This window comes from Castellaniella ginsengisoli (assembly GCF_040955415.1).
GTDB classification, from domain to species: domain Bacteria; phylum Pseudomonadota; class Gammaproteobacteria; order Burkholderiales; family Burkholderiaceae_B; genus Castellaniella; species Castellaniella ginsengisoli.
The window spans coordinates 1,324,133-1,342,449 of sequence record NZ_CP158257.1 but is presented as its reverse complement, the minus strand read 5'-3'; the positions used below and the strand labels follow the sequence as shown (position 1 = coordinate 1,342,449).

Below are 18,317 nucleotides of genomic sequence, written 5' to 3'. Positions count from 1 at the left end.
GACGGTCGGCGGCATCATGCGTCTCCTTGGCCGTGCGCGACGGCTTCCGGCACCAGCGGATGCCAGCAGGCCACCGCCGCGCCCTGCCCGGCATCGGCCACGGGGCGCAATCCGGGCGGCCGGCGGCAGGCCTCGTCGGCAAATGCGCAGCGGTCGAAGAACACGCAACCCCGGGGCGGATGGCGCATGTCCGGCACCCGCCCCGGGATCGCGGCCAGGTCGGCGCCCGGCACGGCGCGCTCCGGCAGGCCGTCCAGCAGACCGCGCGTATAGGGATGGCGAGGCGCGCCCAGCACCTGGCCGGTCGGCCCCTGCTCGACTACAGTGCCCGCGTACATGACGTAGACCCGGTCGCAGAACTGCGACACCACCGCCATATCGTGCGTGATAAACAGGATCGCGGCGCCGCGCTCGCGCGCCCGGTGGCGCAGCAACTGCAGCACCTGGCGCTGCACCGTCACGTCCAGCGCCGTGGTCGGCTCGTCGGCGATCAGCAGCGCCGGATCGCAGGAGAACGCCATCGCGGCCATGACCCGCTGGCGCATGCCGCCCGATAGTTCGAAAGGGTAGGCCCGCAGCGTCCGGACAGGATCGGGGATCATCATGTCGCGCAGCAGCGCCCCGGCCCGCGCCAAGGCCTCGCGCCGGCCCAACCGGTGATGCGCGCGCAGCACGCCCGTCAATTGATCGCCGATGCGCCGGGTCGGGTTCAGGGCGGTCATCGGCTCCTGGAAGATCATCGCCGCGCGATGGCCGCGCCATTGCCGCATGCGCGCCTCGGGCGCCGCCAGCACGTCCTCGCCGCACAAGCTCAGGCTGCCGGCCGTGATCCGGTGGCCGCCCGGCGGCAGCAGGCGCAACGCCGCCATGGCCGTCACCGACTTGCCCGAACCCGATTCGCCCACCACGCCGACGATCTCGCCCGGCATGACGTGCAGGCTGATGCCCGCCAGCGCCCGGACCGCCCCGCCGAATACGGGGAACTCCAGCGACAGGTCGCGGATCTCCAAAACCGGGCCCGGCGCGCTCATGCCGCCCCCTTGGCGCTGCGCGCCGTCCCCCCCAGGGGGGAATGAGCGCTTGGGACGGCCCGGCGCGCTCATGCCGCCCTCGACTTCGGATCGAGCAGGTCGCGCACGCCGTCGCCCACCAGGTTGCAGGCCAGCGCCGTCACCAGGATCGCGCAGCCCGGCGTCACGGTGTACCACCATTGGTCCAGCAGGAAGTTGCGGCCCGTGGCCACCATGGCGCCCCATTCGGCCGTGGGCTGCTGAGCGCCCAGGCCGATGAAGCCGAGGGCGGCCGCCATCAGGATCGCGCCGCCGATGTCCAGCGTGGCCTGCACCACGATGGGCGAGGCCGCGTTGCGCGCGACGTGCCAGCGCACCACGTGGCGCCGCGTCGCGCCGAACGTCCAGGCCGCCTGGACGTAAGGCATCTCGCGGATGCCCAGCGTCTGGCCGCGCGCCAGCCGCACATAGAACGGGATGCGCACCAGCGTGATCGCCAGCATCGCATTGAACAGGCTGGGCCCCAGCGCCGCCGCCAGCGCCATGATCAGCACCAGCGATGGCACCGACAGCACCACGTCCATGGCCCGCATGATCAGACTGTCGAAGCGGCCGCCCACGATCCCGGAAAAACAACCGATGACCGCCCCGACCAGGCTGGCGCAGCCGGCGACGAACAGCCCCACCCCGATGGATTGGCGCCCGCCATGGAGGACGCGGCTGAAGATGTCCCGCCCGACCTCGTCGGTGCCGAACCAGTGCGCCGCCGACGGCGCCGCCAGCCGGTGCACCAGATCGATGCGTTCGGGATCGTAGGGCGCCACCCAATCCGCCAGAATGACGGCCAGCCCCACCGCCGCCAGGATGGCAAGCCCCAGCAGCATCAACGGATTGCGGCGCAACTGATACAGCAGATAGCGCATCAGCCGACCCCCCGGATGCGCGGGTCGAGCCGCCGGTACAGCAGGTCCACCAGCAGGTTCAGGATCACATAGGCGAAGGACACCACCACGGCAAAACCCATCACGGCCGGGAAATCCAGGGCCTGGATCGAATCCACCACATAGGCGCCCATGCCCGGCCAGCCGAACACGGTTTCCGTCAGCACCGCCCCGTACAGCAGGTCGCCCAGCGCCAGGCCCAGCACGGTCACCGACGGAATCAAGGCATTGGGCAAGGCGTGCCGCACCACCACGACCCAAGGACTCAGGCCATAGGCGCGGGCGGTGCGGACGTAGTCCTCGCCCAATTGTTCCAGCATGGACGAGCGCACCTGCCTGGCCACCACCCCCAGGTGCACGAAGCCCAACGTCAGCGCGGGCAGGATCATGTGCTCCAGCGCGCTGCGCCAGACGGCCCAGTCGCCCACCACCGCCGCGTCGATCAGGTACAGGCCGGTGAGGCCGGGCGGAGGCGCCAGGCCCTGGTCGATGCGCCCGCCCCCCGGCAGCCAGCCCAGCTCGCCGTAGAACACCACGATCAGGCCCAGTCCCAGCCAGAAGGCCGGGGTGGAAATCCCCGTGACCGCCAGCGTGCGGGCCACATGATCGATGAAGCGGTTGCGGTACACCGCCGACAGCACGCCCAGCGGGATGCCCAGCAGCGTCGCCAGCATCAATGCCACCAGCGCCAGCTCCAGGGTGGCGGGAAAGAATGCGGCGATATCCTGCAGCACCGGCCGGTGCGTGCGGATCGAGGTGCCGAGATCGCCCTGCAGCAACTGCCCCATGTAGCGCAGGTACTGCTGCGGCAGAGGCAGGTCCAGGCCCAACTGCGCGCGGATATGGGCGACGATTTCCGGCGTGGCGCGGTCGCCCGCCACCAGCCGGGCCGGGTCGCCGGGCACCAGGTGCGAAATGGTGAAGGTGATCAGGGACACCCCGATCACCACCCAGACCAGGCTGGCCAGCCGCCGGCGCACCACGGACAGCCAGGACACGTTCATGTCGCCCCCTGGGGACGGCCCGGCACGCTCATCTTATTTCGTCATGTCGGCGACGTTGAAGACGCGTTCCAGCATGGGGTTGAAGACGAAGCCCTTGACGCCCGCCCCCAGCCCGGCCTGGTAGTTCTTCTGATAGAGGTAGGCGTAGGCCGCATCCTTCACGACCTGCTCCTGGACTTGCTTGTAGAGCGCCACGCGCTGATCCTGGTCGCTGAGCGTCGCGGCTTCGCGCAGCCACTGGTCCACCTGGCCGTTGGCATAGAAAGAGCGGTTGCCCGCCAGACCCTTCTTGTCCGAATCGAACCAATAGCTGGTGAACATATAGGGGTCGGCGAAATCCGGGCTCCAGTTGCCGATGGAGATGTCGAAATTGCCCTGGCCAAGGTTTTCACGCAGGGTGGCGTTGGCCAGTTTTTCGAGCTTGACCGGAATCCCGACGGCGGACAGGTTGGCCTGCACCGTCAGGGCGATGGGCTCCCAGGCGGGATCCTGGGTGGAATAGCGCAGCAACAGCGGCGACTTCACCCCGCCGGCCTTTTCGACCAGCGCCTTGGCCGCCGCCATGTCCTGCCTGGGTTGAGGCAGCGCGGCGTCATGCCCCCACATGCCCTCGGGAATCGGGCCGCGCATCTGCTTGGCCTGCCCCATCATGATGCCATCCACGATGCCTTGGTAATCCAGCGCGGCCACCACGGCGCGGCGCAGATCGGCATTCTGCAACGGCCCCTGGGCGTTGTTCAGGTACAGATAGGTCACCCGCAGCGACGGGAATTCCGCCACGCGCACGGCGTCGTCCTTTTTCAAGGCCTGGAGCTGGTCCACCGGCAGTTCCTCGGCCACGTCCAGATCGCCCTTTTGCAATTGCAAGCGGCGCGCGGACGACTCCGGCACGATCTTGACCACGAACTTGTCCAGCGTGGGCTTTTTCGAGCCCGCGTAGTGCGGATTGCGTTCGAGCACGAGCGACTGCCCCTTCTGCCAGGACACCAGTTGATAAGGCCCCGAACCGGCCGTATGGCCCGACAGCCAGGCATCGGCGTCGTCGCGCTGCATCGCCTTGGGATTGACGATGGACGCGCCGTTGTTGGCCAGCGTATAGAGGAAAGGCGCAAAAGGCTTCCGCAGGGTGAAGCGTACAGTCTGGTCGTCCACCGCCTCGATCTTCATGTCGGCGGGGAACGCCTCGGACGGCCCCTGCTTCTTGGCCAGCAACCGCTCGAAGGATTGCTTCACCGCCCCGGCATCCACGGGCGAGCCGTCCGCGAACCGCTGGCCATCGTGCAGCTTGAACGTCCAGACCAGGCTGTCCGGCGACGCCGACCAACTGGCCGCCAGATCGCCCTCGACCTCGGTCGAACCCTGGCCGTCGACCTGCTTGTAGCGCATCAGGCGCTGATACGCGGGGTAGGTGACAGTCCAGTCGTTGTTGTCGATCGTGACAGCCGGATCCAGGGTCTGGGGATCGGCCGGCTTGCCGATCACCAGCGTGTCGGCCGGCGTCGCCGCCAACGCCCCGCCCGCCAGGGCCCAGGCCCCCGCGCCCAACGCCGCCGCCATCAGGGCGCGGCGGATTCCTGCCCGAATCGTGGATTGCATATCGCCTCCGTCCAATGAAAGAATCATCGGCGGGACGCCCGGCCCCCACGGGGCCGCGCCCGCCTGCAGGTCTGGTCCGCGCGGGGCCGGCTTTCCGATCAGCCCGCGACGACTTCGACCATCTCGTTCTCCGGCAGTAACGCATATTCCTGCGCGCCGGGCAATTCGTAATGCCACCATTCCGTCGGGATCGAGCAGAACCCGGCCTGCAGCATGATGCCCAGCAGCATGTGGCGGTTGCGCTGCGCGTCGGGCGGCAGGTCGTCGCGGTCATGGTGCGACTGGTCGCGCATGTCGTCGAAACCCGTGCCCATGTCCAGCGGCGCGCCGCCCGCATCGATCAGGCCAACATCCACCGCCACGCCGCGCGTGTGGTTCGACCCAAGCGAGGCATCGGCGATGTAGCGAGGATCGGGCAGCATCCGCCAGAACACCGCCTGGGCCGCCGCCGGGCGGTAGGCGTCGTAGACGACCAGGCCCAGGCCCGCGCGGCGGGCGGCGCGGGCCGCCCGAAGCAGGCAATCCGCCGCCGCCGGGCGCAGCGCGCAGCGGGCGCCGGGGGCATACACCGGGCGCCCGGCCAGGTTGTCGGGTGTGGCGTAGGCCAGCGCGATGCGCAGGCCGTCGGTTTCAGTGAGCGCTATCAGATCCGGCATGCGTGCCCCTGCCTGCCCCGGCCGGCGCAGGCGGCGCCGCATCGGCCCAGGCTCATGGGATGTGGGACAGACATTCTACCGATATTCCGGGCGGTTTCCACTGCCTACCCTCATCCTTTTGAGGAAGACCTGTTCAACCACAACGAGATTCAATCCACTGCCAAATCCAAGCCTTGCTGACCGCCTTCGTTGAAGGCGCAGGCATCAAAAAACCCATCCGCCAACGCAATGGCATGAATCCGACACCGTTCCAAAACCTTCAGACGATCACAGTATTTGAGCAGCGTAGATCTGTCTTCCGTCAGGATATAGGGGATTTTTTCGTGACAAGCCTGGGCGATCAACTTGACATCGTCGCGCGCCACCCGGCGCGACACACCAGACTTATGCGGGTTAAGATCGCCCCACAAGGCGCCCGCCACCTGGCCATGGGGCACGCTGAATGGAATGGGCCGGAAACTGGTGTCGAGAAGGACCGACGCTGTCATGCCCCACCATTTCTCAGGTCGTCCAGCCAGGCCGTCACATCAGAAACACCCGACCATGCGGTAGTCCCCCGCCGCACCATGGCCTCAAACTCCGCATCGTCGTAAACAGGCTGGTGCGATTCGAACGAGAGCAGCTTCGGATCCCGGATCGCGCCGGTCAGCAGATTTTCCTCGGCTGCAATATGCAGCAAGGCATGACGATACAGACGATTCTGTTCTTCTCGGGCCAACAGACCCTGCTCGGCCGATATTTTCAACACCATGCCATCATCCATTTCCAAGTGGATGTTAGCCTTGATCTTGCCCCCCCAATCCACAATGCGGCCATAGACATATTTCTCGATTGCCACCCATGGATCCTCGGCCCTGCGAAAATCCGTCTCATGGCTGATATGCCAGTGTCGACGTTCGTCGACGTCCGCGACCCGATACACACGGTGGGGGTTCTGTTGTGAGGATGCCTGCCAGCGCTCTATCACGGCCGCCCGTTTTGGGTCGATCCGGCCCAGCGCATCCGGGTTTTCAAGTTGAGCGAGATCCGCCCACAATGCCGTGGCCGCTATAAGCCCGGTCGCCACCAAGGCCAGAGAGCCATCTTCCACCGATACCAGCACCTCTGCCGGATCGACATCCCTGGAGGATCCACGCAAAAACTCGGTCACGTCCTTCTGGAACTCTCCGAGCAAGCTCAAAGGCACGTGCTTGAGCCCGACCTCGACATCATTGATGCGGTCGCTCACGGCAAAGCGAAGGACATTGAGCGGTTCCATATCCACATTCTAGGCTCAAGCAGGTCCGGCGTCAGTCAAACGGTGCGACATGATTGGCGCGATCCCCAGCATTTTCACTGTTAAGCGCTCTCCATCGGCCGCCCATGGTGCACTCCGGCACCGCATTGATGCAGGCGCGCCCCACCCGCGACCTGTGCGGTCGGCCCGCACCGGGGCCGTTTCCCGTCTCCCGGATGCCGGCGCCGGGCTCCGCCGCCCAGGCGCAGCGCGCTTTGCACCCGACCGCCCCGGCACGGCCGGAAAAATTGGCACATGAATTGCTTAACCCTGAATAACCATCTTTCATCGACAGGGAGCGCATCATGTACAACGACACCATCGACGGCTTCGTGAAAGCCGCCAACGCCAAACTCGAGATGCTGCGCCTCGCGCCGCACGGATTCTTCGTAGGCTGCATGCTGGCCGGCGCCTACATCGGCCTGGGCATCCTGCTGATCCTCAGCCTCGGCAGCCACGTGCCGCCGGACACCCGCCCGCTCGTCATGGGCGCCACGTTCGGCATCGCGCTGATCCTGGTCGTCATCGCCGGCGCGGAACTGTTCACCGGCCACACCATGGTCATGGCGCTGCGCCGCTACCGGGGCCAGGGCAGTTGGGCCGAGGCCTGGTCTGTCCTGGGCGTGAGCTGGGTGGGCAATCTGTGCGGCGCCGCCGTGCTGACGGGGCTGTTCGTCATGGGCGGCGGCGGCGGCCTGCTGAGCGACCCCCAGGGCCTGCTCATGAGCACCGCCGCCCACAAGATGAACGGCTCCGCCGCCAGCCTGTTTGCCCGCGCCGTGCTGTGCAACTGGCTGGTCTGCCTAGCGGTCTGGATGTCCGCCCGCTTGTCTTCCGACAGCGCGCGCTGCATCGTCATCTTCTGGTGCCTGATGGCCTTCATCGCCAGCGGCTACGAACACAGCGTGGCCAACATGACCCTGCTGCTGCTGGCCCTGGCCGGCAACCACCCCGACACCGTCAGCCTGGCCGGCATGGCCTGGAACCTGAGCTGGGTGACGCTGGGCAATATCGTGGGCGGCGCCGTCTTCGTCGCCGGCGCCTACCGCGCCGCCTCGCCGGCCCGCGCCGGGCAAGCCGCCCTCTCTTCGGCAGGCCGCGAACCCGCCGCCCGCCCCTCCCTGGACACGCCCGCCCCGCGTCCCTGAATCCGCCGATTTCCTGGAGCGCAGCATGAATCCACACGACCTCCCCGCCTCCGCCGCGCCGCGCCTGATCGTCATCGGCCACGGCATGGTCGGCCACCGCCTGCTGGAAGAGCTATCGCGCGAAGCGCACGGCTACGCCATCACTGTGTTTTGCGGCGAGCCCCGACTGGCCTACGACCGGGTGAAACTCAGCCAATGCTTCGACGGCGCGGACGCGCAAGACCTGACGCTGGCCGACGAGGCCTTCTTCCGCGAACACGGCATCACTGTGCTGCGCGGCGTGCGCGCCGCCTGGATCGACCGCAAGCGGCGCCGCGTCCACCTCTCGGATGAGCAGTTCCATCCCTACGACAAGCTGGTCATCGCCACGGGATCCAATCCCTTCATCCCCCCCATCGAAGGGGCCGACCGCCCCGGCTGCCTGCCCTACCGCACGCTGGAGGACGTCGAGGCCATCCGCGCCTGCGCCGGCGGGAGCCGGCGCGGCGTGGTCATCGGCGGTGGCCTGCTGGGGCTGGAGGCCGCCCGCGCCCTGCGCGGCCTGGACCTGGACACCCACGTCGTCGAGTTCTCTTCCCACCTGATGGCGGCGCAACTGGACGAACCCGGCGGACGCCTGCTGCGCACCAAGATCGAGGCCCTGGGCATCCACGTCCACACCGGCAAGATGACCTCGGCCATCGTCGAGGGGCTGCGCGCGCGCCACCGCCTGCGCTTCTCGGACGGCGAATTCCTGGAAGCCGACATGGTGGTCTTTTCCGCCGGCATCCGGCCCTGCGACCGCCTCGCGCACAACTGCGGCCTGGTGATCGGCGAACGCGGCGGCGTCGTGATCGACGCGCACTGCCGCAGTTCGGACCCCGACGTCTACGCCATCGGCGAAGTCGCCAGCTGGCAGGGCGGCACCTTCGGCCTGGTGGCGCCCGGCTACGAGATGGCGCGGGTCTGCGCCGCCCACCTGCTGGGCCGGGATACGCCCGTCTTCCAGGGCAGCCTGCCCGGCACCAAACTCAAACTGCTGGGTGTGGACGTCGGCTCCATCGGCGACGCCCAGGGGCGCACGCCCGGCAGCGTCAGCTGCGTGTTCGAAGACACGCTGGCCGGCACCTACCGCAAGCTGGTCATGGACCCGGAAGGCAAGCGCCTGCAAGGCGCCGTCCTGGTAGGCGACATCAGCGCCTTCGGCCTGCTGGATCAGTATTTCAGCAACGGCCTGGCCCTGCCCGCACAGCCCGCCGCGCTGATCGCGCCGCAGGCCGATGCCGCCCCGGCCCTGGGCGTGGACGCGCTGCCCGACACGGCGCAGATCTGTTCCTGCAACCAGGTCAGCAAGGGCGCCCTGTGCGGCGCCATCGCCGAGGGCTGCACGACCCTGGGCGACCTGAAGACCCGCACCCGCGCCGGCACCACCTGCGGCGGCTGTGTGCCCCTGGTCAAGCAGGTGCTGGAAAGCGAACTGCAGCGCCGGGGCATCGCCGTGGACCGCAGCCTGTGCGAGCATTTCCCCCACAGCCGCCAAGAGCTCTACCACCTGATCCGCGTCAACGGCATCCGCGACTTCAAGACCTTGATCGCCCGCCACGGCCGGGGCAAGGGCTGCGATCTCTGCAAACCCGTGGCCGCGTCGATCTTCGCCTCGTGCTGGAACGAATACGTCCTGGCGCCCCAGCACGCGCCCCTGCAGGACAGCAACGACGCCTATCTCGGCAACCTGCAGAAGGACGGCACCTACTCCGTGGTGCCGCGCATCCCGGGCGGTGAAATCACCCCCGACAAACTCATCGTCATCGGCGAGGTCGCCCGCAAGTACGACCTCTACACCAAGATCACCGGCGGCCAGCGCATCGACCTGTTCGGCGCGCGGCTGGAACAGCTTCCGGCCATCTGGCGCGAATTGGTCGATGCCGGCTTCGAATCCGGCCACGCTTACGGCAAGGCCTTGCGCACGGCCAAGTCCTGCGTGGGCAGCACCTGGTGCCGCTTCGGCGTGCAGGATTCGGTGGGCATGGCCATCCGCCTGGAACAACGCTACCGGGGCCTGCGCGCGCCGCACAAGATCAAGATGGCCGCCTCGGGCTGCACGCGCGAATGCGCCGAGGCCCAAAGCAAGGACGTGGGCGTGATCGCCACCGAGAAAGGCTGGAACCTGTATGTGTGCGGCAATGGCGGCATGCGCCCGCGCCACGCGGAACTGCTGGCCTCGGACCTGGACGGCGACACCCTGATCCGCACCATCGACCGCTTCCTCATGCTCTACATCCGCACGGCGGACAAACTGCAGCGCACCGCCGCCTGGCGCGAAAGCCTGGAAGGCGGCCTGGACTACCTGAAGGACGTGGTCGTGAAGGACAGCCTGGGCCTGGGTGCGGAGCTGGAGGCGCAGATGCAGGCCCTGGTGGACGCCTACGAATGCGAATGGGCCGCCACGCTGAAAGACACGCAGGCCCTGCGCCGCTTCCGGCCGCTGATCAACAGCGACGCGCCCGACGAGCACATCATCCACGTGCGCGAACGCGGCCAGCCGCGCCCCGCCACCGTGCGCGAACGAGCGGCGCTGGCCGTGCCGGCCGAATGAAGGAGGACGCCATGAAGCCATCGACCCAACGCCGCGCCAGGCACGCCGCCGCCCTTCACGCCGCAGACGATGCGCCGCGCCCCGACGCGACCGCCGGCGCTACCGCGGCCCCGGCCTGGCAGCCCGTCTGCCGCCTGGACGACCTGATCCCGGATGCCGGCATCGCCGCCCGCGCCCACGGCGAACAGGTCGCCCTGTTCCTGACGGAGGCGGGCCCGTTCGCCCTCGACCACGTCGACCCCTTCAGCGGCGCGGCCATCCTGGCGCGCGGCATCGTCGGCGAACTCCAGGGCCATCCGGTCGTCGCCTCGCCCATGTACAAGCAGCATTTCCGCCTGGACACCGGAGCATGCCTGGAAGACGCCACCGTGCGCGTGCGCCGCTGGCCGCTGCGCGTGGACGCCGACGGCGTCCTGAGCATCGGCCGCCCCGAAACCCCTTGCCCCCAGGAGGCCGACCATGCGCCCGCCGCCACTGCCTGAACCCCTTCCCGGCCCGGCTGTCCCGCCAGTCTTTCCCACGAACGCGGCCGCCCCGGCCGCACACCCCGCCGCCGAGCGGACCGGACACGTCTGGCTGGTGGGCGCCGGCCCCGGCGGTCCCGACCTGATCACCGTGCGCGGCCTGCGCGCCCTGCAGGCCGCCGACGTGGTGTTCCACGACAGCCTGGCCGCGCCCGAGCTGCTGGACCACTGCCGCTCCGACGCCCTGCGAATCTCCGTGGGCAAGCGGGCCGGCCGGCACAGCGTGCCCCAGGCAGACATCCACCTCCTGCTGGCCGCGCATGCCCGCGCCGGCCTCACCGTCGTGCGCCTGAAAGGCGGCGATCCCTTCATCTTCGGGCGCGGCGGCGAGGAAATGGAATCGCTGCGCGCCCAAGGCATCCCCGTGACGATCGTGCCCGGCGTCACCGCCGCCTCGGGTTGCGCGGCGGCCACCGGCATCCCGCTCACGCACCGCGACCTGGCTGCCGGCGTCTGCCTGATGACCGCCCACCGGCAGGACGGCGCGACCGGCCTGGACTGGACCTCGCTGGCGGCGGACCGCCAGCGCACCCTGGTGTTCTACATGGGCCTGTCCCAGGCCGGCCACGTCGGCACCGAGCTGATGCTGCACGGTCTGCCCGGCACGACGCCTGCCGCGCTGATCTCGCAGGGCGCCACCCCGCGCCAGAAAGCCGTGCGCTGCACCCTGGCCGGCCTGGCCCGGGCTGCGCGCGACGGCGGCCTGGCCTCGCCCTGCCTGATCGTCATCGGCGAGGTCGTCGCCCTGGCCGATCCGGCGCTCGCGCCCTGGGTGGAAACGCCCCTGGCCTGCCCCGCATGACGGCCCTGTACCCGCTGTTCGCCGACCTGGACGGTCGCCCGGTGCTGATCGTGGGCGGCGGCGCCGTCGCCGAGCGCAAGACCCGCGCCTTGCTGAACTGCGGCGCCGCCGTGCGCGTCGGCGCACCGCGCCTGACCCGCGCGCTGCGGGCCTGGGCCGCCGAAGGCCGCCTCGCACACCTGGCGGGGCCGTACCACGAGGGCTGGCTGGAATCCGCCTGGCTGGTCATTGCGGCCACCGATGACCGGGCGCTCAACGCCCGCGTCAAGGCTGCGGCCGACGCGCGCCGCATCCTGGCCAACGTCGTCGACGACCCCGAGCTGTCGTCCTTCCAGGTGCCGGCCATCGTCGACCGCGCCCCGCTGACCATCGCCATTTCCTCGGGCGGCGCCGCCCCCGTGCTGGCGCGGCGTTTGCGCGAACGCATGGAAGCCCTGTTCGACCCCGCGCTGGGCGACCTGGCCCGGCTGGCCGGCGATCACCGCGCCGCCATCCGCACCGCCTGCTCCGATCACGGCGCGCGGCGCCGCTTCTACGACTGGCTGCACGACGGGCCCGTCCTGGCGCAATTGCGCGCAGGCGAACCCGCCGCAGCCGCACGCACGCTGCGCGCCTGGCTGGACGGCGCCGGCGAAGAATCCCCGCCGGCACACCGCCTGGACTGGATCGACCCCTGCCCCGCCGACCCCGGCCAGCTTACCCTGCACCAGTTGCGCCTCCTGAACGAGGCCGACGTGCTGGTGCACGACGCCGGGGTGGGCGAAGCCGTGCTGTCCCTGGCCCGGCGCGATGCCGACCGGCGACTGCTGGAGGGGGGCGCACGGGAAGACCCAGGGACGCTGCAGGACAAAGTCCTGGCGCTATGCGCAGGACGTGGAAACAAGGTAGCGCTGATCAGCCAGCCGGCTTGAGCAAGCGCCGGACCCAATCGCCATGCCGGCCGACGGCATCGGCCAGGTCCGCCTCGGCGGCCAATTGGAAGCCCGAAAACTCGAACCCCGGCGCCACCGCGCAGCCGACCAGCACGAAATCATCGGGGCGGATCAATTCCGCGGCAAACCAGCAACCGGCGGACACCACCGCCTGGAACACCGCCCCGTCGTGGCGCATGGGATCCCCCAAGCGATGCGTGACCAGCCCGCCTTCGGGCGAGAGCACGTGCAGCGCCAAGGGCCCGCCCGCATGGAAATACCAGGTCTCGTCCGCGTCGATCCGATGCCAGGCCGAACAGGCGCCCTGCGCCAGCAGGTAGTAGATGGACGTCCCGGCGCTGCGCGGCGCCCCCAGGAACGGCACCTGCAGGCCAGAGCGGAAGACCTCGCGGTAGTAGCCGCCTTCGGGATGAGGCTGCAGGCCCAGTGCCGTCACCAGCGACCGCCAGGCTTCGGATCCGCCCGAAGCCCCGGCGCCACGGGCCGGTCGGGCATCAGCCACGGCCGCCCAGCGCCTTTTCAATCTTTTTGTCGGTGTTGTACTGACTGAGCGCGTAGACGGCCCAGATCGCCGCCGGGATCCAGCCGACCAGCGTGATCTGCAGGATCAGGCAGATGATCCCCGAAATCGGGCGGCCGATGGTGAAGAACGCCAGCCAGGGCAGCAGCAGAGCAATGAGAAGACGCATAGCGCGGGTTCCGATGTGAGAAATGGAAGAGATATTCTACCGGGCGGCAAAGGCCGGGCAACCGGGCTTATCGCATTCTCAACCCGCTTTGAGGCTGACAGACTGACCATGGCACGCGCAGGGCACTGCGCAGAATGTCTTAAATAAATGACATTAGACTGATAATGTCATATTATCGTGACATGGATGCTCTTTTACTTCTGTCCCGCCTGGGCGATCAGATCCGCCAACAGCGCAAGCATCGCGGTTTGTCCCAGGCCGCGTTGGCGCAGCGCGCCGGCCTGACTCGCCAGAAGCTCATCGAGATCGAACAAGGCGCAGACAGCGTCGGCGCCGGCTACTATGCCCGGGCCATTGCCGCCCTGGGGTCGGAACTGCATGTCGTGCCTGCCCGCATGCCCACCCTGGAAGAGCTGAAGGACATCTTCCCATGAACGCCACCACCGTAGACACCCCGCAGGGGCGTAGCGGCACACTGACGGATCTCGGCTCCGGCCAGTTCTCCTTCCGGTATGCGCCATCCGCGCAAGAACGCGCGGCCGTCTGTCTTTCCATGCCCGTCCGCTACACGGACTACCCTCATGTCGGCCTGCATCCCATCTTCCAGATGAACCTGCCCGAGGGCTTCGTACTGGAGGCCCTGCGCAACCGGTTTGCGAAGACCAGTCCGCTAAACCCGATGCTGCTGCTGGCGATGACCGGCCGCAACGAACCCATCGGCAGACTGCGTATCGATATGCCGGGCCTGCCGCCGGTTCCAGAACTGCCCGGCGAACGCCTGGCGGACTTGATCGCCTGGGACGGGACGGAAGACCTGTTTGATGAGCTGCGGGACAAATATCTCTTGCGATCAGGCATTTCAGGGGTACAGCCCAAGCTTTTAGTCCCGGAATCACCAGCAGACCGCCAGACATCCATCACCCGCGAACTGATCATCAAATCCGGCGGGCACGAGTGGCCCCATCTGGCCATCAATGAATTCCTGTGCATGTCCATTGCGCGGGCCTCTGGCCTGAACACACCCGAATTCCACCTGTCAAACAATCACCGCCTGTTCATCATGCGGCGCTTTGATCGCAACGGCCAGACTCATCTGGGATTCGAAGACATGGCCGTCCTGATGGGCATGGGAGCCCATCAGAAATATGCAGGCAGTTACGAACACATTGCCCGGGCGATCCGGCTGTTTTGCGCACCCGACCAGATCCAGTCAGCGCTGCAGCAACTGTTCCTGTCCGTCGCCGTGTCATGCCTCGTCGGCAACGGAGACGCCCACCTGAAAAATTTCGGCCTGCTGTATTCCGACCCCACAGCGCACGATACCAGGCTGGCGCCTGCCTACGACATCGTCAACACCACGGCCTACTTGCCCAACGATTCCCTGGCGCTGCAATTGGCTGGTCAAAAAAGCTTCTTTTCCGCCCGCGTGGGTCTGCGTGATTTTGCGGTGCAGTTGGACATCGACCAGCCTGTTGAGCACATCAGACATATTCTGGAAGCGATTGAATCCGTCCTCAGCGCCTACCCGGATCTTGCAGAGACAGCTCCCAAGATCGTCCACGCCATCCGCGCCAGCGCGCAGGTGCTGGAAAGCGCGTTCTAAGCCTCACTTCCTCAAATAGCTCTTCCTGCCGCTGTCCGAATAGCAATAGCGCCCGCCCCGGGGGCCCGTGCAATAGGTGCCCGCGCGGCATGAGCAGGCTGCACCCGCAGCAGGGGCCGCCGAGCGGCCTGCCGGGGCGGGCGCGAAACCGCCGCTGTCCCCCAGCAACGCACTGCACGAACGCTTACTGGCGCTGACCGAACCGTCATTGCAGACGAAGGTTTCCCCCTGGCAATGCGAAATCCCGCCCTTGCGGCCGCTGCAGGGCTGATTGGCGGCCGCAGCGGACAGGCTTAATGCCATGCCGGCCAGCAGCAGGCACAGACAGGCCGCGCGTTTGAAAAGACCGTGCCCCGCGCTTGCGCGGCAGGCCTCAATCATCCGCCTCGTCCAGATGAAACTTGTGCATGATGCGATGCGCGATCGGCGCCAACACCACACCCAGGGTCGCCATCACCACCAGGCCGACGAAGAACCCGTACACGGCAAAGAAAATCTTGCCGGCGGCCGTTTCCGGCAGCGCATAGGTGCCCAGTCCGCCGACGACGAACGCCGCGTTCATCAAGGCATCGTGCCAGCTATGGCCGCCAAACAGCCAGTGGCCGAACGCCCCCACCAGCACGGTGGCGCCCACCAGCAGCAGGGCATAACCGGCATGCGAAAGCATCCGGCGCCGGAAATGCGCCGGATGCAACAAAGGCTCATTGCGGGATTCGTACATGGAAAGCGCCCCCTTTCTTATTGATCATGGACACGCCGGCATCAAAGCGCCTCGCGAAGACCGAGGACAGCCTGATTCATTCCCCCATAGTCTACCCAATCCCCTTTCGAAAGAGGCCCCTACCGCGCCCCCCACCCCGTCAGCACGATCCGCACCGTCTTGAACACGATCAGGATGTCCAGCCACAGCGAGAAGTGCTTGATGTAATAGAAATCGTGCTGGATCTTCACCCGCGTCGCGTCGGCATCGCCCGCATAGCCCTGCATCACCTGAGCCCAGCCGGTGATGCCGGGCCGCACGACGTGACGATAGATGTAGAACGGAATTTCGGCATCGAACCGGTCCACGAATTCCCGCTGCTCGGGCCGGGGGCCGATCAGGCTCATGTCGCCCTTCAGCACGTTCCATAGCTGCGGCAGTTCATCCAAGCGGGTATTGCGGATGAAGTGGCCCACGCGCGTGATGCGGCCATCATCCTTGCACGCCAGGCGCGCGCCATTGGACTCGGCTCCGACCGTCATGCTGCGGAATTTGAAAATCCGGAAATCACGCCCGCCCAGGCCGACGCGGCTCTGGACGAACAAGGCAGGCCCGGGACTGTCCAGGCGGACGGCCAGCGCCGTCAGCAACATCAGGGGCACCGCCACCGGGACCACGACCAGGACCCCGGCGATGTCGATCAGCCGCTTGCACACGGAATACAGCGGCGACGGCAGGAGAGCGCCCACATCGTTTTCCGACAGATGCTCGATTTCGACTCGTCCGGTCAGGTTTTCCCGCATCTGCCGGACATGAAACACGGGGATGTGCGACAAGATGCACTGGGCCAGAAACCGCTCCCAGTCGGGGGCCAGCCCTTCGGCCTCCAGATCGGCAACGACCGCGTCGTACCGGACTCCGGCCAGGTCGGGGGCCGCAAGCCGCCGGACCTCCATATTGCGCCGGGGCTGGATGGACCACGTCTCGCCCAAGGGCACCGCCGCGAGCTTGCGCCGCCGGTATTTCCCCCCGACGAAGCAGGCGCCGTAGCACCAGACCAGGGTCGCCGCATAGGCCATCAACAGCACCGGCCTGGAATACGCGCCGCGGCTGAAGAACAGCACGGCGAACGCCACCAGGAACACGGCCGTCACGACCGGCGCGATATGCGCAATGAACACGCCGCCTGAAAATTGCCCCAGGCGGCGCAACGTCAGTGTGATCAGCAGAAACGACAATCCGACCGCCAGCAGGGTATTGATCCGGGCGGGATCCATCTGCCGCCAGAATGCGCCGCCCCAACCCAGGAAGGCCGGCAGGACGGCCACCGCCAGCAATCCCGCCACGATCTGGAACGGCCCGCCCAGCAGGACGTATTCGTACCAGCGGGAATGGCGCCGTTCATAGCGGCCCAGTTGCCCGGTCGCTCCGGATCCCGCTGCGCCGGACCCCTGCATCGCCGGCAGCCAGGCAAACGCCAGCATCACGATCAGGTACGCCCATTCCGACATTTCCGAAGAAAACGTATGCAGCATCAGGCTGGCCAGATAGGCCAGGGCCGCGCCGGCCGAAGCCGCGACGAAGTAGGCGTCCCAGGAGCCGCCCGCGCCACGCGCCAGAACCCGCCGGATCGGCTGCACGGCCGCCACGATGAACCCCAGCATGCCCAAAAGCCCCAGCACGCCGAAATCCGCCAGAACGCCCAGGTAGGCGTTATGGACTTGCATGGGGATGCCGTAGCCTGGATCCATGGCGGTGGATCCGAAGCCGCACCCCAGAGGCAGGCAGTCCGCCGCACGGTCGATGCCATATTCCAGCAGCCTGACGCGCTGCGGATCGCCGCTGCCCAGACGGCTCGTGGCGATCGGATCGACTGCGGTTTCCATCAGCGCTTCGGCATGGCCCCCGAAAACCCCTCCGGCACGGCTCCGCTCGGCTGGGTGCAGCACGGCCGCCCCATGGCTCAGGTATCCGATGCCCGTGCTGAGCAGCAGCAACACGAACAGTGCCGGGATGCAGAGGAGCAATGCGGGCCGGGCGCCCGACAGCGCGGCCCAGTCCCGGCGCCAGGCCAGCAGCAGGCCACACGCCAGAATCATCAGCCCCAGCACCAGCACGCCCGTGCGGCTGCCGTCGATCAGCACCAGAAAAATGCAGCCTGCGGCCGCGAGACCATTGGCGATCCAATATCGCGGCCGGACGAGCATGTCCGCCAGGAACAGCGGCATGAGGAAGGCGCCCGCCTTCCAGATCACCCCTGGCCACGCCAGGAAACTGCCTTCGCGGCCGGCCGCCCCCAGAGCGATGTAATAGCCGCTTGGCGCCGCCTTGGAGGCCAGAAACACCAGCACCACGGCCGCCACGATTCCTCGCAGAACGGAAACCCGCGCGCCCCATCCCAGGCCTGCGGCCAGACGCCAGGCAATGCAGCAGCACAAGCCGATGACGGTGATCTTGATGCCCTGGTACAGAGTCTCGGCACTGTGGTTGCCCCAGGCTGACAACAGCATGCCCAGCACCAGCACCGCGAACGAACCCCACACCCATGCGGGCGGCATGGGCCTGGCCGCCCCTGGCGCATGCACCGGCCACGTCACCGCCATCGTCGCCACGGCCCAGGCCAGCCATCCCACCCAGTACCCCAAGGGTGTCACGAGATCCCGAAGACTGCCCAGCGCAGCCAGCAGCAGGCCCAGCGTCAGTAACGATGAGATGAAGAAACCACGATGAACCATTGACAGAATGAAGTCCCCACAGCAATCCACCCACATCCTAGAGAATCGCCGCCGGGAAAATGTAAGCGGTTCATTGATTTATGATCAGAATGCCTCGCAACATCCATAAAGAATTGGACACATCGC

Annotated in this window: 18 protein-coding genes; 7 read left to right on the top strand and 11 right to left on the bottom strand. The window is 67.4% G+C overall.

The window, feature by feature from the left end; translation table 11 throughout:
- Positions 1–14 precede the first annotated feature (14 nt).
- The 7 genes from ABRZ00_RS06320 to ABRZ00_RS06290 all read right to left on the bottom strand — a co-directional run bounded on the left by ABRZ00_RS06320 (position 15) and on the right by ABRZ00_RS06290 (position 6,465).
- Complete coding sequence (locus tag ABRZ00_RS06320) at positions 15–1,031, bottom strand: ABC transporter ATP-binding protein (RefSeq protein ID WP_368642591.1); 1,017 nt, start codon at positions 1,029–1,031, stop codon at positions 15–17.
- A gap of 68 nt (positions 1,032–1,099) precedes the next feature.
- The gene (gene ddpC, locus ABRZ00_RS06315) at positions 1,100–1,933 is read right to left on the bottom strand and encodes a D,D-dipeptide ABC transporter permease (RefSeq protein ID WP_368642592.1); all 834 of its coding nucleotides are present in this window, start codon (positions 1,931–1,933) and stop codon (positions 1,100–1,102) included.
- Complete coding sequence (locus tag ABRZ00_RS06310; protein ID WP_368647883.1) at positions 1,933–2,955, bottom strand: ABC transporter permease; 1,023 nt, start codon at positions 2,953–2,955, stop codon at positions 1,933–1,935. The genes ddpC and ABRZ00_RS06310 overlap by 1 nt, the downstream gene beginning before the upstream one ends.
- Before the next feature lie 33 nt (positions 2,956–2,988).
- On the bottom strand, positions 2,989–4,551 hold the full coding sequence (locus ABRZ00_RS06305; protein ID WP_368647882.1) for an ABC transporter substrate-binding protein: 1,563 nt from the start codon (positions 4,549–4,551) through the stop codon (positions 2,989–2,991).
- A 98-nt stretch (positions 4,552–4,649) separates the two neighbouring features.
- Entirely contained in the window at positions 4,650–5,207 is a 558-nt protein-coding gene (gene ddpX / locus ABRZ00_RS06300; protein ID WP_368642595.1) for a D-alanyl-D-alanine dipeptidase, read from the bottom strand.
- 149 nt (positions 5,208–5,356) lie between these two features.
- Positions 5,357–5,695: a hypothetical protein gene (locus ABRZ00_RS06295; protein WP_368644612.1), complete on the bottom strand. Its 339-nt coding sequence runs from the start codon at positions 5,693–5,695 to the stop codon at positions 5,357–5,359.
- Positions 5,692–6,465: a hypothetical protein gene (locus tag ABRZ00_RS06290; protein WP_343836285.1), complete on the bottom strand. Its 774-nt coding sequence runs from the start codon at positions 6,463–6,465 to the stop codon at positions 5,692–5,694. Before ABRZ00_RS06290 ends, ABRZ00_RS06295 begins: the two co-directional genes overlap by 4 nt.
- Positions 6,466–6,788: 323 nt before the next feature.
- Here ABRZ00_RS06290 and ABRZ00_RS06285 point away from each other — a divergent pair, with 323 nt between their 5' ends.
- The 5 genes from ABRZ00_RS06285 to ABRZ00_RS06265 are packed head-to-tail and all read left to right on the top strand — an operon-like array spanning position 6,789 to position 12,443.
- Entirely contained in the window at positions 6,789–7,631 is an 843-nt protein-coding gene (locus ABRZ00_RS06285; protein ID WP_368647881.1) for a formate/nitrite transporter family protein, read from the top strand.
- Positions 7,632–7,656: 25 nt separating this feature from the next.
- Entirely contained in the window at positions 7,657–10,206 is a 2,550-nt protein-coding gene (gene nirB / locus ABRZ00_RS06280) for a nitrite reductase large subunit NirB (RefSeq protein WP_368644610.1), read from the top strand.
- Positions 10,207–10,217: 11 nt separating this feature from the next.
- Positions 10,218–10,688, top strand: a complete 471-nt coding sequence (nirD, locus tag ABRZ00_RS06275; RefSeq protein ID WP_368647880.1) for a nitrite reductase small subunit NirD — start codon at positions 10,218–10,220, stop codon at positions 10,686–10,688.
- Complete coding sequence (gene cobA / locus ABRZ00_RS06270) at positions 10,666–11,532, top strand: uroporphyrinogen-III C-methyltransferase (RefSeq protein WP_368647879.1); 867 nt, start codon at positions 10,666–10,668, stop codon at positions 11,530–11,532. The genes nirD and cobA overlap by 23 nt, the downstream gene beginning before the upstream one ends.
- Entirely contained in the window at positions 11,529–12,443 is a 915-nt protein-coding gene (locus ABRZ00_RS06265) for an NAD(P)-dependent oxidoreductase (RefSeq protein ID WP_368647878.1), read from the top strand. Before cobA ends, ABRZ00_RS06265 begins: the two co-directional genes overlap by 4 nt.
- On the opposite strand, the gene ABRZ00_RS06260 is transcribed toward ABRZ00_RS06265, so the two are convergent.
- Together ABRZ00_RS06260 and ABRZ00_RS06255 are read right to left on the bottom strand one after the other, a co-directional pair.
- Entirely contained in the window at positions 12,427–12,966 is a 540-nt protein-coding gene (locus ABRZ00_RS06260) for a cupin domain-containing protein (RefSeq protein WP_368647877.1), read from the bottom strand. The two genes, ABRZ00_RS06265 and ABRZ00_RS06260, sit on opposite strands and share 17 nt — an antisense overlap.
- On the bottom strand, positions 12,959–13,153 hold the full coding sequence (locus ABRZ00_RS06255) for a YqaE/Pmp3 family membrane protein (protein ID WP_368647876.1): 195 nt from the start codon (positions 13,151–13,153) through the stop codon (positions 12,959–12,961). Before ABRZ00_RS06255 ends, ABRZ00_RS06260 begins: the two co-directional genes overlap by 8 nt.
- A gap of 182 nt (positions 13,154–13,335) precedes the next feature.
- Here ABRZ00_RS06255 and ABRZ00_RS06250 point away from each other — a divergent pair, with 182 nt between their 5' ends.
- Both ABRZ00_RS06250 and ABRZ00_RS06245 read left to right on the top strand, forming a co-directional pair.
- A complete protein-coding gene (locus tag ABRZ00_RS06250) occupies positions 13,336–13,587 on the top strand; it encodes a helix-turn-helix domain-containing protein (RefSeq protein ID WP_368642604.1) in 252 nt (83 codons plus the stop codon).
- Positions 13,584–14,756, top strand: a complete 1,173-nt coding sequence (locus tag ABRZ00_RS06245) for a type II toxin-antitoxin system HipA family toxin (protein WP_368647875.1) — start codon at positions 13,584–13,586, stop codon at positions 14,754–14,756. The genes ABRZ00_RS06250 and ABRZ00_RS06245 overlap by 4 nt, the downstream gene beginning before the upstream one ends.
- A 373-nt stretch (positions 14,757–15,129) precedes the next feature.
- Here the strand turns inward: ABRZ00_RS06245 and ABRZ00_RS06240 are convergent, their stop codons facing one another.
- Together ABRZ00_RS06240 and ABRZ00_RS06235 are read right to left on the bottom strand one after the other, a co-directional pair.
- Positions 15,130–15,477 carry a two pore domain potassium channel family protein gene (locus ABRZ00_RS06240; RefSeq protein ID WP_368642606.1) on the bottom strand — a complete coding sequence of 116 codons (348 nt, stop codon included), beginning with the start codon at positions 15,475–15,477 and terminating at the stop codon, positions 15,130–15,132.
- A 119-nt stretch (positions 15,478–15,596) separates the two neighbouring features.
- The gene (locus tag ABRZ00_RS06235) at positions 15,597–18,191 is read right to left on the bottom strand and encodes a sugar transferase (protein ID WP_368642607.1); all 2,595 of its coding nucleotides are present in this window, start codon (positions 18,189–18,191) and stop codon (positions 15,597–15,599) included.
- Positions 18,192–18,317: the final 126 nt, after the last annotated feature.

Excerpts from the sequence above, each read along its gene's own strand:
- nirB (WP_368644610.1), top strand. The coding sequence starts at position 7,657 with ATGAATCCACACGACCTCCCCGCCTCCGCCGCGCCGCGCCTGATCGTC.
- ABRZ00_RS06240 (WP_368642606.1), bottom strand. The coding sequence starts at position 15,477 with ATGTACGAATCCCGCAATGAGCCTTTGTTGCATCCGGCGCATTTCCGG.
- ABRZ00_RS06245 (WP_368647875.1), top strand. The coding sequence starts at position 13,584 with ATGAACGCCACCACCGTAGACACCCCGCAGGGGCGTAGCGGCACACTG.
- ABRZ00_RS06310 (WP_368647883.1), bottom strand. The coding sequence starts at position 2,955 with ATGAACGTGTCCTGGCTGTCCGTGGTGCGCCGGCGGCTGGCCAGCCTG.
- ABRZ00_RS06265 (WP_368647878.1), top strand. The coding sequence starts at position 11,529 with ATGACGGCCCTGTACCCGCTGTTCGCCGACCTGGACGGTCGCCCGGTG.
- ddpX (WP_368642595.1), bottom strand. The coding sequence starts at position 5,207 with ATGCCGGATCTGATAGCGCTCACTGAAACCGACGGCCTGCGCATCGCG.
- ABRZ00_RS06305 (WP_368647882.1), bottom strand. The coding sequence starts at position 4,551 with ATGCAATCCACGATTCGGGCAGGAATCCGCCGCGCCCTGATGGCGGCG.
- ABRZ00_RS06290 (WP_343836285.1), bottom strand. The coding sequence starts at position 6,465 with ATGGAACCGCTCAATGTCCTTCGCTTTGCCGTGAGCGACCGCATCAAT.
- ABRZ00_RS06235 (WP_368642607.1), bottom strand. The coding sequence starts at position 18,191 with ATGGTTCATCGTGGTTTCTTCATCTCATCGTTACTGACGCTGGGCCTG.
- ABRZ00_RS06255 (WP_368647876.1), bottom strand. The coding sequence starts at position 13,153 with ATGCGTCTTCTCATTGCTCTGCTGCTGCCCTGGCTGGCGTTCTTCACC.
- ABRZ00_RS06320 (WP_368642591.1), bottom strand. The coding sequence starts at position 1,031 with ATGAGCGCGCCGGGCCCGGTTTTGGAGATCCGCGACCTGTCGCTGGAG.
- ABRZ00_RS06295 (WP_368644612.1), bottom strand. The coding sequence starts at position 5,695 with ATGACAGCGTCGGTCCTTCTCGACACCAGTTTCCGGCCCATTCCATTC.
- ABRZ00_RS06250 (WP_368642604.1), top strand. The coding sequence starts at position 13,336 with ATGGATGCTCTTTTACTTCTGTCCCGCCTGGGCGATCAGATCCGCCAA.
- nirD (WP_368647880.1), top strand. The coding sequence starts at position 10,218 with ATGAAGCCATCGACCCAACGCCGCGCCAGGCACGCCGCCGCCCTTCAC.
- cobA (WP_368647879.1), top strand. The coding sequence starts at position 10,666 with ATGCGCCCGCCGCCACTGCCTGAACCCCTTCCCGGCCCGGCTGTCCCG.
- ddpC (WP_368642592.1), bottom strand. The coding sequence starts at position 1,933 with ATGCGCTATCTGCTGTATCAGTTGCGCCGCAATCCGTTGATGCTGCTG.
- ABRZ00_RS06285 (WP_368647881.1), top strand. The coding sequence starts at position 6,789 with ATGTACAACGACACCATCGACGGCTTCGTGAAAGCCGCCAACGCCAAA.